14 protein-coding genes are annotated in these 13,666 nt (G+C 49.9%); 12 read left to right on the top strand and 2 right to left on the bottom strand.

Translation table 11 applies throughout. The features are described 5' to 3' along the window. Positions 1–411: 411 nt before the first annotated feature. The 5 genes from flgB (at position 412) to AC4IE7_RS00050 (ending at position 4,885) form a co-directional block, all read left to right on the top strand. Positions 412–801: a flagellar basal body rod protein FlgB gene (gene flgB / locus AC4IE7_RS00070; RefSeq protein WP_490774751.1), complete on the top strand. Its 390-nt coding sequence runs from the start codon at positions 412–414 to the stop codon at positions 799–801. Between the two features lie 2 nt (positions 802–803). Beyond that, positions 804–1,217, top strand: coding sequence for a flagellar basal body rod protein FlgC (flgC, locus tag AC4IE7_RS00065; protein ID WP_490774750.1), 414 nt, complete (start codon positions 804–806; stop codon positions 1,215–1,217). A gap of 10 nt (positions 1,218–1,227) precedes the next feature. Beyond that, entirely contained in the window at positions 1,228–1,908 is a 681-nt protein-coding gene (locus AC4IE7_RS00060) for a flagellar hook assembly protein FlgD (RefSeq protein WP_490774749.1), read from the top strand. Positions 1,909–1,966: 58 nt separating this feature from the next. After that, a complete protein-coding gene (gene flgE, locus AC4IE7_RS00055) occupies positions 1,967–3,241 on the top strand; it encodes a flagellar hook protein FlgE (protein WP_490774748.1) in 1,275 nt (424 codons plus the stop codon). A 690-nt stretch (positions 3,242–3,931) separates the two neighbouring features. Beyond that, positions 3,932–4,885 carry an acetoin utilization protein AcuC gene (locus AC4IE7_RS00050; protein WP_490774752.1) on the top strand — a complete coding sequence of 318 codons (954 nt, stop codon included), beginning with the start codon at positions 3,932–3,934 and terminating at the stop codon, positions 4,883–4,885. Between the two features lie 395 nt (positions 4,886–5,280). On the opposite strand, the gene AC4IE7_RS00045 is transcribed toward AC4IE7_RS00050, so the two are convergent. After that, the gene (locus tag AC4IE7_RS00045) at positions 5,281–5,628 is read right to left on the bottom strand and encodes a DUF2956 domain-containing protein (RefSeq protein ID WP_490774747.1); all 348 of its coding nucleotides are present in this window, start codon (positions 5,626–5,628) and stop codon (positions 5,281–5,283) included. A 108-nt stretch (positions 5,629–5,736) separates the two neighbouring features. Between AC4IE7_RS00045 and AC4IE7_RS00040 the strand changes: the two genes are divergently transcribed. From AC4IE7_RS00040 to flgL, 7 genes are all read left to right on the top strand, one after another. Next, entirely contained in the window at positions 5,737–6,477 is a 741-nt protein-coding gene (locus AC4IE7_RS00040) for a flagellar basal body rod protein FlgF (protein WP_490774746.1), read from the top strand. Between the two features lie 64 nt (positions 6,478–6,541). Beyond that, entirely contained in the window at positions 6,542–7,327 is a 786-nt protein-coding gene (gene flgG / locus AC4IE7_RS00035) for a flagellar basal-body rod protein FlgG (protein ID WP_490774745.1), read from the top strand. A gap of 15 nt (positions 7,328–7,342) precedes the next feature. Then, complete coding sequence (flgH, locus tag AC4IE7_RS00030; RefSeq protein ID WP_490774744.1) at positions 7,343–8,053, top strand: flagellar basal body L-ring protein FlgH; 711 nt, start codon at positions 7,343–7,345, stop codon at positions 8,051–8,053. A gap of 10 nt (positions 8,054–8,063) precedes the next feature. Continuing rightward, complete coding sequence (locus AC4IE7_RS00025; RefSeq protein WP_490774743.1) at positions 8,064–9,182, top strand: flagellar basal body P-ring protein FlgI; 1,119 nt, start codon at positions 8,064–8,066, stop codon at positions 9,180–9,182. After that, complete coding sequence (flgJ, locus tag AC4IE7_RS00020; RefSeq protein WP_490774742.1) at positions 9,182–10,111, top strand: flagellar assembly peptidoglycan hydrolase FlgJ; 930 nt, start codon at positions 9,182–9,184, stop codon at positions 10,109–10,111. Before AC4IE7_RS00025 ends, flgJ begins: the two co-directional genes overlap by 1 nt. A gap of 20 nt (positions 10,112–10,131) precedes the next feature. Next, positions 10,132–12,093, top strand: a complete 1,962-nt coding sequence (gene flgK, locus AC4IE7_RS00015) for a flagellar hook-associated protein FlgK (protein WP_490774741.1) — start codon at positions 10,132–10,134, stop codon at positions 12,091–12,093. A 3-nt stretch (positions 12,094–12,096) separates the two neighbouring features. Continuing rightward, complete coding sequence (gene flgL / locus AC4IE7_RS00010; RefSeq protein ID WP_490774740.1) at positions 12,097–13,002, top strand: flagellar hook-associated protein FlgL; 906 nt, start codon at positions 12,097–12,099, stop codon at positions 13,000–13,002. Here the strand turns inward: flgL and AC4IE7_RS00005 are convergent. After that, complete coding sequence (locus tag AC4IE7_RS00005) at positions 12,993–13,253, bottom strand: hypothetical protein (RefSeq protein ID WP_490774739.1); 261 nt, start codon at positions 13,251–13,253, stop codon at positions 12,993–12,995. The two genes, flgL and AC4IE7_RS00005, sit on opposite strands and share 10 nt — an antisense overlap. Between the last annotated feature and the right edge of the window lie 413 nt (positions 13,254–13,666).

Below are 13,666 nucleotides of genomic sequence, written 5' to 3'. Positions count from 1 at the left end.
ACTCAAGCCGCGATTGCGGCGTTGCACCCCTTGGTAAGGGAACAACCATTACCTGCGGGCTGCGCCTTGCACTCACGGCTTGAGCGGCTTTCTAAATACAGGGTTTATATGACGCACCACACTAGTGGTTAACAACCAGTAATCCAAATCTCTCCAAGCAACGACTGATTCCCCTTTCAGGACAAACACTGCTTGTTCTCTGTTTCCAGTTGGAACGTAAATAGAGAGACTCAATGCTCATCCTGACCTCAATCACCACGGCAAAGCTTGCCGCTATCCGGCACCCGGTTGCCGTTTGCAGTCAGAGGTTGTAAGTGGCCGACTAGTGTGGTGCGTCATACCGAGGGATTCTGGCTTTTGGCATACTCCCTGCATCATGCTCAGTGTGAGAACTCAGGTTTGGAGCATCTGATGAATTTTGACAACCTTTTCGGCGTACATGAAAGAGCCCTGGTACTGCGCTCCCAAAGAGCAGAAGTACTCTCGGCCAATATAGCCAATGCTGATACACCGGGTTACAAGGCGCGGGATTTTGATTTCAAAGTAATGCTTAGTCGGGAGATGGATAGTGGTGATCGAATGAAAACCACCAATACCCGCCATATCCAGACCGAGACAGGTGCAGTTTCGCCGGCTCAACTCCTCTATCGAGTGCCAGCCCAGCCCTCATTGGATGGTAATACCGTGGATACAGAACGTGAGCATGCTGCCTTTGGTGCCAACGCAATCGAATATCAGACCAGTCTGAGTTTTGTTAACAGTAAGATCAGCGGTCTTCGCAAAGCATTGACGGGTGAATAACGATGTCAATTTTTAAAATCTTTGATACAGCCTCTTCTGGCATGAGCGCTCAGACGCTGCGTCTGAATCTGGTAGCCAGCAATATGGCCAATGCCGATGCGATCAGCAGCAGCATCGAAGAGACCTATCGGGCCAGGCAGCCTGTGTTTCAAACCGTGCTTGATCAGACTAATCCCGATGCAGTTTCACATGGTGTGCGAATGGCAGGTGTGGTTGAGAGTCAGGCACCACTGATACAGGAACATGCACCAGACCATCCGATGGCTAACGAAGAGGGCTATATCTTTCGCTCCAATGTCAACATGGTTGAAGAGATGGCCAATATGCTCTCAGCCTCCCGTTCATACCAGAGTAATGTAGAAGTGGCGAATTCAGCGAAGCAGTTGCTTCTTGCCACACTGCGTATGGGTCAATAAGGAGACCACTATGACAACCGGCATCGTGTCCGCATATAACCAATATGAAGATATTGGCCTAGTTAACAATACAGATACCACTGAGCAGAATCAGAGTGAGCTGGGGCTGGAAGATTTTATGAATCTGCTGGTCACTGAGTTGACTCATCAGGATCCATTCAAGCCGATGGAAAATTCAGAGATGGCAACCCAGGTCTCTCAGTTTGCCACAGTATCCGGGATCGGTGATCTCAACAGCTCATTCAACGAACTGCGCGGGGCACTGACCTCCAATCAGGCACTGCAAGCAGCCACACTGGTTGGTAGAGATGTGTTGGTTGAAAGTGATATTGGTGTGCTGGCAGAAGGCGAGCCTCTGCAAGGCAGTGTCGTTCTTCCCTCTTCAGCAAGTGATGTACGGATAAGGATCACTAACAGTACCGGTGAGTTGGTGAGAGAGCTTCCTTTGGGAACCCACGAGTCGGGACAGGTTGCATTCAGCTGGGACGGATATGACGACTCGGGTGAATATGCGGGTGATGGACTCTATCAGGTTAGTGCAGCAGCCAGTGTTGATGATGCAGAGATGGCGCCTGCTGTATTGGTGTCAGCGAATGTGGAGAGTGTCAATCTTAGTGGACAGGGCGGTATTCAACTCAACCTGGATGGGTTGGGGCAAGTCTCTATGAATGATGTTGTTCAGATTCAATAGGTAATCAGTTTCAGACTGAAGGGTTATGGCCATTCAGTGATTTGACAGGAGAAATAAGATGGCATTTCGTATTGCACTAAGTGGTCTGGATGCAGCTTCCACCGACTTGGAAGTAACCGGTCACAATGTGGCTAATGCAAGTACTGTTGGCTTTAAACAGTCCCGAGCAGAGTTTGCAGATATCTATGCTAACTCAATCAGTGATGTCAGCAGTTCTGTACCTGGTCGAGGTGTTCGGGTTACCCGGGTTGCACAACAGTTTTCTCAGGGTAGCACAGAGTTTACCTCAAATAATCTGGATATGGCGATCAACGGCGAAGGCTTCTATGTAATGGAAGATTCTGCCGGTGATCGAGCTTATACGAGAGCTGGTGCATTTACGGTAGATCGTGACGGTAATGTAGTTGATCATACTGGGTCAAGATTGCAGGTCTTCCCCCGCATTGGCACAACCGGTAGCTTGTACAATACTGGCTCAACAGTTGATTTAAATCTGCCTGTGGTCTCAGGTACACCGCAACCTACCACTAATATTGAAACGACCCTGAATTTAAGCGCATCAGAACAACCGCCTACTGCGGTTTTGGATCCTACTGCTGCAGGTTTTACTTTTCCACCAGATCCATTGAGTTACAACCACTCTACTGCTACCACAATTTATGATTCACTTGGTACGGCACACACAGCGACAATGTTTTATGTCAAAGTGGCAGATAATCAGTGGAACGCCTTCTCATTCGTTGACGGTAACAATGTGACCGTTGGTGGTAATGCGTTTGCTGATGTTCAGTTTACAACTACCGGTGCCTTGGCGACAGCAACAGGGGATGTTGATGCTTCTGGTAATATCACCATCGATGATTTTAACCCTGGTGGCGGTGCAGCAGACATCAGTGGCCTGACCTTTGACTACAGCTCTACATCCCAATTCGGTTCGGGGTTTTCAGTGAATGAACTATCCCAGGATGGTTATACCTCAGGTCGTCTGAGTGGTGTGGAGGTGGATGATAGTGGCGTTGTTTTTGCGCGTTTTACCAATGGCCAATCGGAGCCACTGGGAAAGATTGCTTTGGCGCGGTTTACCAATAACCAGGGTCTCCGTCAGATTGGTGATACCAGCTGGTCTGAATCCTTTGCCTCGGGTGATGTTCAGATTGGTGAGCCTGGTACTGGTAGTTTCGGGTTAATCCAATCAGGTGCGCTGGAGAACTCCAACGTTGATTTGGCCAAGCAATTGGTTAATCTGATAACGGCACAACGTAACTTTCAGGCGAATGCCCAGGTCATCACCACCGCTGATGCTGTGACTCAGACTGTAATCAATATAAGATAGTCTTCGATTAGTGTTAGCAGGCCTTAAAACTCTCAGGGTGCGGTCCAGCCGCACCTTCGAGAGAACCAATTAAAATTCTACTGACTTGATCAGGCTATTGAATACGCAGCAATAACATCTCCCTTTCAATTTTATCCGCTTCAAGCAGCGATTTATAACCACAAAATTATTCATAACTCGTATCACAGCTGTCCTATTACTTTAACTATTACGGTTGTAACTGATTCATTGCTGTTGGTTTCTATTGTTGATTGAGAATAGAGACATGAAAAAGCATCATAAAGCAGAGGGGGACGGCTAGAAAAAACTTACAAGTCATCAGTATCTTAAATAGGTGGAGAGAGGGGCCGGGGGAGAATGAATACCCTATTTTCCCCAACAATCAGCAAGATAAATATGAACGATCAGTGCGGTTTTTTTTCAACCACATGTAACGCTTCGCGTACACCCTCTCCCCAACCCCTCTCCCGTAAAGGGAGAGGGGCTTTCAGAGTTGTTCTGAGAAGATTGAAAGTTAATGGAGCAGCAGTGAACTGGTATATGATTAGTTCAGAATCTGGCCTTATATTGGATGCAAGATATAGGCTAAGCCTAACATCCTTTTTGTGTGTCGATCACTCTTGCTGATACTCAGTTTCTACACCACACTATCATTAACTACTTTCCTGATAAGAGTGTGAATTGGAACTCATGGTCGAAAAACCGGTAACCCTCTATTTCGGCGACTCACTCGGTCGATATGGTTTTGGTGATGGGCACCCCTTTGGCCCGGATCGTATCCATGCGTTTTGGAAAGAGACAGTAAAACGGGGACTGGATAAAGAGGTAACCATTGCTACCCCACAACAGTGCAGTGATAGACCGCTGCTGGCATTTCATACCGAGTCTTATATAGACCGGGTGAAAAAACAGTCAGTCACTGGCAGCGGTTATCTGGACCAGGGCGATACACCTGCCTTCGAAGGGGTTTACGAGGCGGCATGTACAGTGGTTGGTTCAGTGTTGGAAGGTATACAAGGAATGCTATCCGGTGAGCATCCCAAGGTATTTGTCCCCATTGCAGGTCTGCACCATGCCAGACGGGACGAAGCTGCCGGATTCTGCGTCTTCAATGATGCCGGTGTATTGATTGAGAATCTTAGACTGAACCAGGGAATCAAGCGAATAGCTTATGTCGATATCGACGCCCATCATGGTGATGGCGTCTTCTATGCCTTTGAATCAGACCCGGATCTGATCTATGCCGATATCCATGAAGATGGTCGCTTTCTTTATCCAGGCACTGGTGCAGTTGAAGAGACGGGGAAGGGCAAGGCAAAAGGTAGCAAACTCAATATCCCGATGCCACCATTTGCCGATGACGACCTGTTCTACAAAGTCTGGCCTGCAGTTGAGGATTTTGTGCGTAAGGGTAGACCTGAGTTGATCATCCTCCAGGCAGGTGCAGACAGTATTGAGGGTGATCCCATCACCCATATGGCTTTTACACCAGCGGCTCATGCTTATGCTGCGAAAAGATTATGCGAAGTTGCCAACGAACTATGTGAAGGCCGTTTTATTGCATTGGGTGGGGGTGGCTATAACCGTACCAATCTTGCTTTGGCCTGGAATGATGTGATCAATGCGATGGTTCAAACGGGGTAAATGGAACGGTCTGCCGAGTGGAAGCTGAAGCAACCGGCAGGCTGAAATCCTCTGATTGGTACAGTTTATACGTTACACCACACAAGCGATGTAGGGTGCGGCCCTGCCGCACCATGCCCAACTTGATCGAAACCAGTTGATGAGCAGCTAGGCAATAGTGCTGTTGACTATACTCAGAATGAATCTGTAGGGCGGTCGCAGGTTGATCTGCTATTCACCATAGTTGGAGGCGTTAATACTTTTAACGGTGGTGAGGTTGCATCTTTATGGCAGTGGTATGAAATTGTCTCTGTTTCATTCGGGATCCAGATTAATTAACCTTTTTTGGTGGGGCATGGCCCCACCCTACCTGTGGGTGATATTTTGGTCTGGTTGGTAACATGAGGGTAGCTTTGTTATTTCGAAAAAAGGGTGAGATAGATGCCAAAACCAATCCAGGAGAGTATCAGTAATATCCAAGGGAGCCAGTTGACCGGTTTCTGCTCTGTTATTGGTGTCACTGGCTGTTCTGATTGATTCTCTGGAGCCTGATTGCTTTTCTGCTCTTTTTTCTTTCGCTTATCCATCTCCCGCAGCTTGGCTTTGTGCTGCTTTTTATACTGATCAATACCTTTTTGTATGCCGCTGGCAATCAGCTTGGTCTGCTCCTTGGTTTGACCGGGACGCTGGGTGGCTCGGGCGATCTGCATGGCCTCGTTCCTGGTCTCTTCAGAGGGTTTCTGGTTATTTGTACTTTTAGCCATTGTTTTGCCGCTTAATCGATAATGTCTCCATTATCACTGATTGGTTCGCTTATTGCATTGTTACTGTCATAGACAAGTAAGTGACGATTTTAAGAGAGGAGCCAACCCATGGATCGCATGCTATACGTCGCCATGAGCGGAGCAAAAGAGACATTGATGGCCCAGGCGAGTAATTCCAATAACCTGGCCAATGTGAACACGCCAGGATTTATGGAAGATCTCAACCAATTCCGCAGTATGCCTGTGTTTGGCGCCGGTTATCCCACTCGGGTCTATGCCCTGGACGAGCGTCCGGACATCAATTTTGACAAGGGCAGTCTGCACTCAACGGGTAATCCGCTGGATGTGGCCGTTAATGGCAAGGGTTATTTCGCAGTTCAGGCAGCGGATGGCTCTGAGGCCTATAGCCGCCGGGGTGATCTGAAAGTGGATGCCAACGGCCTGGTCACCAACGGCCAGGGTTTGCCGGTGATCGGCAACAGTGGACCGCTTGCCTTGCCGCCTTTTGAGCGTCTGGAGATTGCGCCGGACGGTACTATCACCATTCTTCCCGAAGGCTCAACTCCCGAGGCATTGGCCATAGTTGATCGTATCAAGATGGTCAATCCTCCGGGGGATGCGCTTTATAAGGGTGAAGATGGTCTGCTGCATCTGCAAGAGGGTGGTGAGGCAGACGCTGATGCCGCGACACAGCTGGTCTCTGGGCACATTGAGAGCAGTAATGTGAACGTCGCAGATGCCCTGGTGAATATGATTGAGCTTTCGCGAAAATTCGAAATGCAGGTGAAGATGATGAAGACGGCGGAAGAGATGGATAACGCTTCTGCCAGTCTGATGAACATGAGTTGATGTTGGCAGGTAAATTGCAGCTTAACTATTGAATAGATGATTATATTGCTACGAGGAAGAGACTATGTACCCGGCACTCTGGATCGCTAAAACCGGATTGGATGCACAACAGACCAATATGTCTGTTATCTCCAACAACCTCGCTAACGTCAACACTACTGGCTTCAAACGTGACCGGGCTGTCTTCAACGATCTGATTTATCAGAACCTGAGACAGGTGGGTGCTCAATCATCCGAGAATACTGAGTTGCCATCCGGTCTTATGGTAGGTACCGGGGTACGAGTTGTCGCATCACAAAAAGAGCACAGTCAGGGCAACATCGTTCAGACCGGTAACTCTTTGGATGTGGCGATTCAAGGTAAAGGCTATTTTCAGGTGCTGCATCCGGACGGGAATGTGGTCTATAGCCGGGATGGTACATTCAGTCTGACAGCAGACGGAAATATCGTTACCCCCAACGGCTATGAGCTTCAGCCCGCAATGACTGTACCGAGCAATGCCACCAGTTTGACTGTTGGTTCAGATGGTGTGGTCTCGGCTCTGGTTTCCGGTAACAGCACACCGACCCAGATTGGACAGATCGAGTTGGGTTACTTTGTTAATCCCCAGGGACTTGAGCCTATTGGCGATAACCTCTTTCGAGAGACCAATGCCAGTGGTGGGGTCAACACTGCGATACCTGGTAGTGACAGTACCGGTACTTTGATTCAGGGGGCGTTAGAGAGCTCGAATGTGAATGTTGTGGAAGAGCTGGTGAATATGATCGAGACACAGCGGGCCTACGAGATGAACTCCAAGGCTATCTCCACCACTGACGAAATGCTCTCCTACGTCAATCAGCAACTTTAACGGGATACCAGGCTGATGGGCAGACTGCATAAAATATCTTGGCTGGTTCTACTGATGTTGGTTATGGTCGGTTGCCAGAACAGCAACCCGGTCAGAGATGCCGCTTATGCACCGATCCGACCTGTTGTACCGCCACAGGCACCCACCGGTAACGGGGCGATCTACCAGTCAGGCTATGAACAGGCCTGGTTCGAAGACAGGCGTGCTCGCCGGGTAGGGGATCTGCTTACCGTACAACTGGTTGAGAGCACTCAGGCAAACAAGTCCGCTTCAACAACAACCGCCAAAAGTTCCAGCACCAGTATGACCAATCCTGTGCTGTTTGGTCAGGCGATGCAGTTCAATGTTCCCGGTTTTATGCCTATTGCCAATAATAAGGATGTCAATCTGGGATTCGACCTCTCCGCAGCCAATGATTTCTCTGGTGACGGCAGCGCATCTCAAAGTAATGCTTTGAGTGGCAGTATCACCGTATCGGTTATCGAGGTGTTGCCTAACCGCAATCTCTATGTTCGTGGTGAAAAGCGTATCGGTATCAATCAGGGTACAGAGTATGTCAGGCTCTCCGGCATTGTTCGCCCAAGCGACATAACCCCAAGCAATACCGTTAACTCAACCCGTATTGCCGATCCGACAATCACCTATAAAGGCGAAGGCGCACTGGCTGACGCAAACTCCATGGGCTGGTTATCACGCTTCTTTAACAGTGTGCTCTCTCCCTTCTGAGGTATCTGAGATGAAAACGCTCTTGAAACAATCCCTGCTGGTTATAACCATCATGCTGATTACAGTTCAGCCGCTGTTGGCAGAGCGAATCAAGGATCTGGCCTCTATCCAGGGTGTGCGTAACAACCAGCTTATTGGTTATGGTCTGGTAGTAGGGCTGAATGGAACCGGTGATAAAGATACCGACTCTCCCTATACCATCAACAGCCTGAAGAATCTGCTTTCTCAATTGGGTGTGCAGATACCTGATGGGGTCAATATCAAGCCTAAAAACGTCGCAGCAGTAATTGTTCATGGTGATCTTCCCCCCTTTAGTAAGGTTGGACAGAAGCTTGATATTACCGTCTCTTCTCTGGGTAATGCGAAGAGTCTGCGTGGTGGCACTCTGTTAATGACACCATTGAAAGGTGCAGATGGAAACAACTACGCCCTGGCTCAGGGTAACCTGGTGGTGGGTGGATTGAGCGCAGAGGGACAGGACGGTTCAAAACTAACCGTAAACATACCCAGTGCCGGTCGTATTCCGAATGGTGCAACTGTCGAGCGGGAAGTGCCAAATGCCTTCAATAAGGCGCCGATGTTAACCCTGAATCTTAATGATGGTGATTTCACTACAGCAATGCGTGTTGCTGAGTCGATCAATCTGACCATCGGCCCAGGCACAGCAAAGGCGGTCGATTCAACTTCTATCCGCGTAAATGCGCCGCTCGATCCAGGTCAGAAAGTAACCTTTATCTCCATGCTCGAAGAGTTGGAAGTCAAACCTGGGGTTGCCTCCGCGAAGGTGATTATCAACTCCCGCACCGGTACGGTAGTCATCAATAATCAGGTTCGGGTCTATCCTGCTGCCGTCTCCCATGGCAACCTGGTGGTCAGCATCAGCGAAGATCCCGCAGTTTCTCAACCTGCGCCATTTTCTCGTGGCGGCAATACCGAAGTTGTTCCTCAAAGTCAGGTTACCATTACCGAAGAGGGCTCAAACCACATGTTTCTCTTCAATCCCGGTGCTTCTCTGGATGAGGTGGTTCGGGCTGTCAATCAGGTCGGAGCTGCACCGAGTGATCTGGTGGCAATTCTTGAAGCACTGAAAGAGGCGGGGGCACTGCGTGCTGAGTTGCTGGTGATCTGATGAACAGTGTTGCACCCTCCATGTATCACGATTTCTCCGGTCTGGCGGATCTGAAACGCCAGGCCAGGGATGATCAGGGTGCAAGTGCTGAAAAGGTTGCACGTCAGTTTGAATCCGTATTTGTTCAGATGATGGTCAAGCAGATGCGCCAGGCCAGTTTTGGTGGTGGTCTGCTCGACAGTCAGCAGACTAAATTTGCCCAGGATATGTATGACCAGCAGCTGGCAGTTCACCTCTCTGAGCAGCGGGGTCTGGGGATGCTCCCTATGTTGCGGAGTCAGCTGGGTGCGGCGCCTCAGGTGCAACAGCAGGAACTCTCAGGCTTGGAAAGCTACTGGCAAAATCCAGCCACTCTGGCCCGTCGTCATGGTACAAATGTAGCGCCAGTCAAACCATCTGAAGACGTTGAACAGACGACTCAAAAGATCGACTCCCCGGAAGATTTTGTTACCAGACTCTGGTCTTGCGCCGAACAGGCAGCAGAAGAGCTGGGTCTGCCCCCTGAGGCACTGCTGGCCCAGGCTGCCCTGGAGACAGGGTGGGGTGGTCATGTGATGCAGTCAGCGAATGGCAACAACAGCCATAACCTTTTTGGTATCAAGGCGGATCAACGCTGGGATGGTGATCAGGTACGAAAGGAGACATTGGAGTATCAAGAGGATATAGCAGTCCGCAGACGTGAGAACTTCCGCAGTTATAGCTCTTTCGATGAGAGCTTTCAGGACTATGTGGCCTTCCTTAAACAGAATCCCCGATACTCAGAGGCCTTGAGTAATACTCAGGATAGCGAATCCTATTTCAGGGCTCTGCAGGATGCCGGTTACGCCACCGATCCGGAATATGCGAACAAAATACTCCGGGTGATGCAGGGGCCTGAAATGCAGGCAGCACTCGACCATTTCAAGAGTTCGGCACAACAGCCGATATAGCGAATTAGGAGGCGACTAAGATGAGCTTACAATCCATCGGTGTCTCCGGGTTGGTCGCCACTCGGCTTGCCTTGGATACCACTGGCCATAATATTGCCAACGTTAATACTGATGGTTACAGCCGTCAGCGGATTGATTTTGCCACTCGGTTACCTTTTCAGAGCGCTGTGGGTTATATCGGCAGCGGTGTCCAGGCCACTGAAGTCCAACGTCAGTATGACTCTTTCATCGCTGGCCAGATGCGTGCCAGCGCCTCTGTGGCCTCTGAGTTGCAGGCCTATTTCAACGGCGCAAAACAGCTGGATGACATCGTCGCCAATGCAGATTCAGGTCTGCAGCCTGTGATCCAGAATTTTTTCGATGCCATGCAGGGTATGGCTGACGATCCTAGCTCTATCTCTGCACGCCAGCTGGTGTTGAGCGAGGCGGAGACAATGGCCGATCGCTTCCACTATTTCGATCAACAGTTCGAAAGTATGCGCAACCAGATGAATAACCAGATCGGATTCAATATTGGTGAGATCAATCGAATTGCCCAGGGTATTGCCGAGATCAACGAGGATATTAAGATCGCTTACGGCAGTACTCCCAACGATCTGATGGATAAGCGCGATCAGTTGGTCAACGAGCTTTCTGAGTTGGTCGATATTCAGGTATTGCAGCAGAGCGACGGCGCCTTCAACATCTTTATAGGGAAAGGGCAGCCACTGGTCATGGATACCGATGCAGCCACCTTAGGTACGCAGCCTTCCACCATGGATCCAAGCCATCTGGAGATTACATTCAACTATACCTTCGGCAGCCAGGTTGTGACTGACCAGATGAGTGGCGGTGAAATTGGTGGAATGCTCAGATTCCGCGACGAGATACTCGATCCCACCCATGACCGTGTAGGTCTGGTGGCATTAGGCATAGCCGATCAGATCAATGCTCAAAATCAACTGGGTCTAGACCTGCAAGGCATAGTTGGAAGCTCGATGTTTAACCTGGGGTCGGTTGATGTCTATCCCAGACCGGGAAATGGCAGCTCCATTACCGCCAGTTTCAACGACATCGGTAATCTCACCGGTGATACCTATGAAATCAGTTACGATGGCGCAGACTTCACGCTGCTTAATATGAACAGTGGTGCGACTCAGGTTCTGGCGGCGGGACTCAATACCGTTGATGGTGTCGATATCACCATTAATGCAGCTGGCGCGCTTGCTGGTGATACCTTCATTATTCAGCCAACCCGCAACGCCGCTTTGAGTTTCAACCTACTGTTTAATGATGTACAGCGTCTTGCGGCAGCTGGACCTGTACGGGTTGCACCAGCTGTTGATGCAAATGGTAATCCGCTGAATACAGGCGCAGCCAGTATGACCCAGCCGACCAACAGTTCGATGGCCGGATTGCCACTGGCTGGTGGCACCATCCAGCTGGTCTATGATGATCAGGGCGCAGCGACCAGTGGATATGAAGTCTACTATCCTGGTTCGGTTCCTGGTGTTGATCCGTTTGATGATTTCATTACCTATGACAACCTGAATGCAGCGACGGTAGCTGGTACTCAGGTGCCAGGCGCAACCTTCGCGACTCTGGGTGGTATCAGTTTCACTCTTGCCGGTGTGCCTGATGATGGTGACACTTTTATTATTGGCAACAACACCAATGGTATGAGCGACAACCGCAACGCTCTGAGACTGGAAAATATACAAAACCAGAATGTGCTGCTAGGCGGCACATCGACTATTGATGAATCCTATGTGCAGATGGTCTCCAATGTGGGCTCGAAAACCCGTCATGCGGAATTGAACCTATCAGCTCAGGAGAGCCTTCTTGAGCGCACTAAAGAGGCCATGGCCGAGGTCTCCGGGGTAAACCTGGATGAAGAGGCGGCCAAGCTGATTCAGTTCCAGCAGTCCTATCAGGCATCAGCACAGGTTATTTCAGTGGCCAGCACCCTGTTTGATACGCTGCTTAGCGCAGTCAGGAGATAAGGGATGGATAGAGTTTCAACATCAATGCTATTTGATCGGGGTATCTCCAGTATGCTGGAGCGGCAGTCTGCACTAAGTCGTGCGCAGCTGCAGATCTCATCTGGCAAACGTATCCTGACCCCGCGTGATGATCCGCCAGCTGCTGCTCAGGCACTTAATCTCCGCACCGCCATCACCCAGGTGGAGCAGTATCAATCCAATTCTGACCGGGCTCGTGCCAGGCTGGATCTGCAGGAAGCGGCCCTGAGCGGCGTGGATGAAATTTTACCCAGAATACGTGAGTTGGCATTACAAGGTCAGAGTGACACCTACAACCTGGCGGCCAGGCAGGCGATTGCACAGGAGTTAAGGCAACTCAATGATGAGATGATGGCCCTGGCAAATACCAGGGACAGTGATGGTGAATATATATTTGCCGGATATAGTGCAGATTCGATTCCGTTCAGCAATCCAGCGGATGGTGTGTTTGCCTATTCAGGGGATATGGGTAGTCGTAGCTTACAGATTTCAGCAACCCGGCAGATTCAGGATCGTGAAAACGGTTACGATGTCTTCATGAATGTCACCACCAGTACCGGTACTCGACGGAACTTGTTTGAGACTGTGCATGGCATCATCGCCGGTCTGGAAGCGGATGCCCCCAATGGGGTATTTGTTGAAGACCTGACTGCCGCCCAGGAGCAGATTGTCTCAGTTCGTGCACGCGGTGGCGCGCGTCTGAACAGTATTGAAGATCAATCAAGAGTCAATGAAGATTTTATGTTCACCATGAAGAGCTCTCTATCAGAGATAGAGGATATCGATCTGGCTGAAGCAATCAGTCGTTTCGAACAAGACCTTCTGGCACTGCAGGCGGCTCAACAGACCTTTAACAAAGTGCAGGGTCTGTCGCTCTTCAACTACCTCTGATTCTCTCGATTGTTTAAAAGAGATTGCACTGGTCTAGGGGGGGGCTGTATCAGAGGCAAGCCCTTGATGACAACCTCTACTGTCCCATTCAGCTCCTGTTTAGATCTACCCTGCCTGACCAGAACAGCAATATCATACAGTAGTGACAACAGGTAGCTGGCCAGTTCATCCGGTTCTGTCTGAGTCGATATTCGAGCCTGCTGCTCCGATTCGAAGAGTCTGGAGAGGGATTGCTGTGTCGCTGGCCCCATATCCTGTAGTGATGATGAAGCTGTTTCGAATGTGGACGGGCAGAGTGGTGCGGCAGGGCCAGCACCCTACAGATCACAATTCCATTAACCTGGCGACTTATATTCCCTCGTTGAATAAGAGGCACACTGTACAAGGATTGGTAGGGTGGGGCCATGCCCCACCAAAAGCCAGAACGGAGCGTAGGGTGCCGGCCCTGCCGCACCATTTCAAATGCTATCCATTCAAAGGTCATGTCATTAAAGCTTGCCCCCTCTCTTTATTGTCATCAGGCTACATACAGTTTCGCCCTCATGTGCAAGTCACTTTGCTCATTTCCATGCTCCAGCGTGGGAATGAATAAGAGGCATCCTATTCAGGATAGGTAGGGTGGGGCCATGCCCCACCAAAAGCCAGAACGGAGCGTAGGGTGCTG

It is taken from the genome of Candidatus Thiodiazotropha sp. AKAK3 (assembly GCF_058244645.1).
This window is presented reverse-complemented; position numbering and strand designations above follow the sequence as displayed.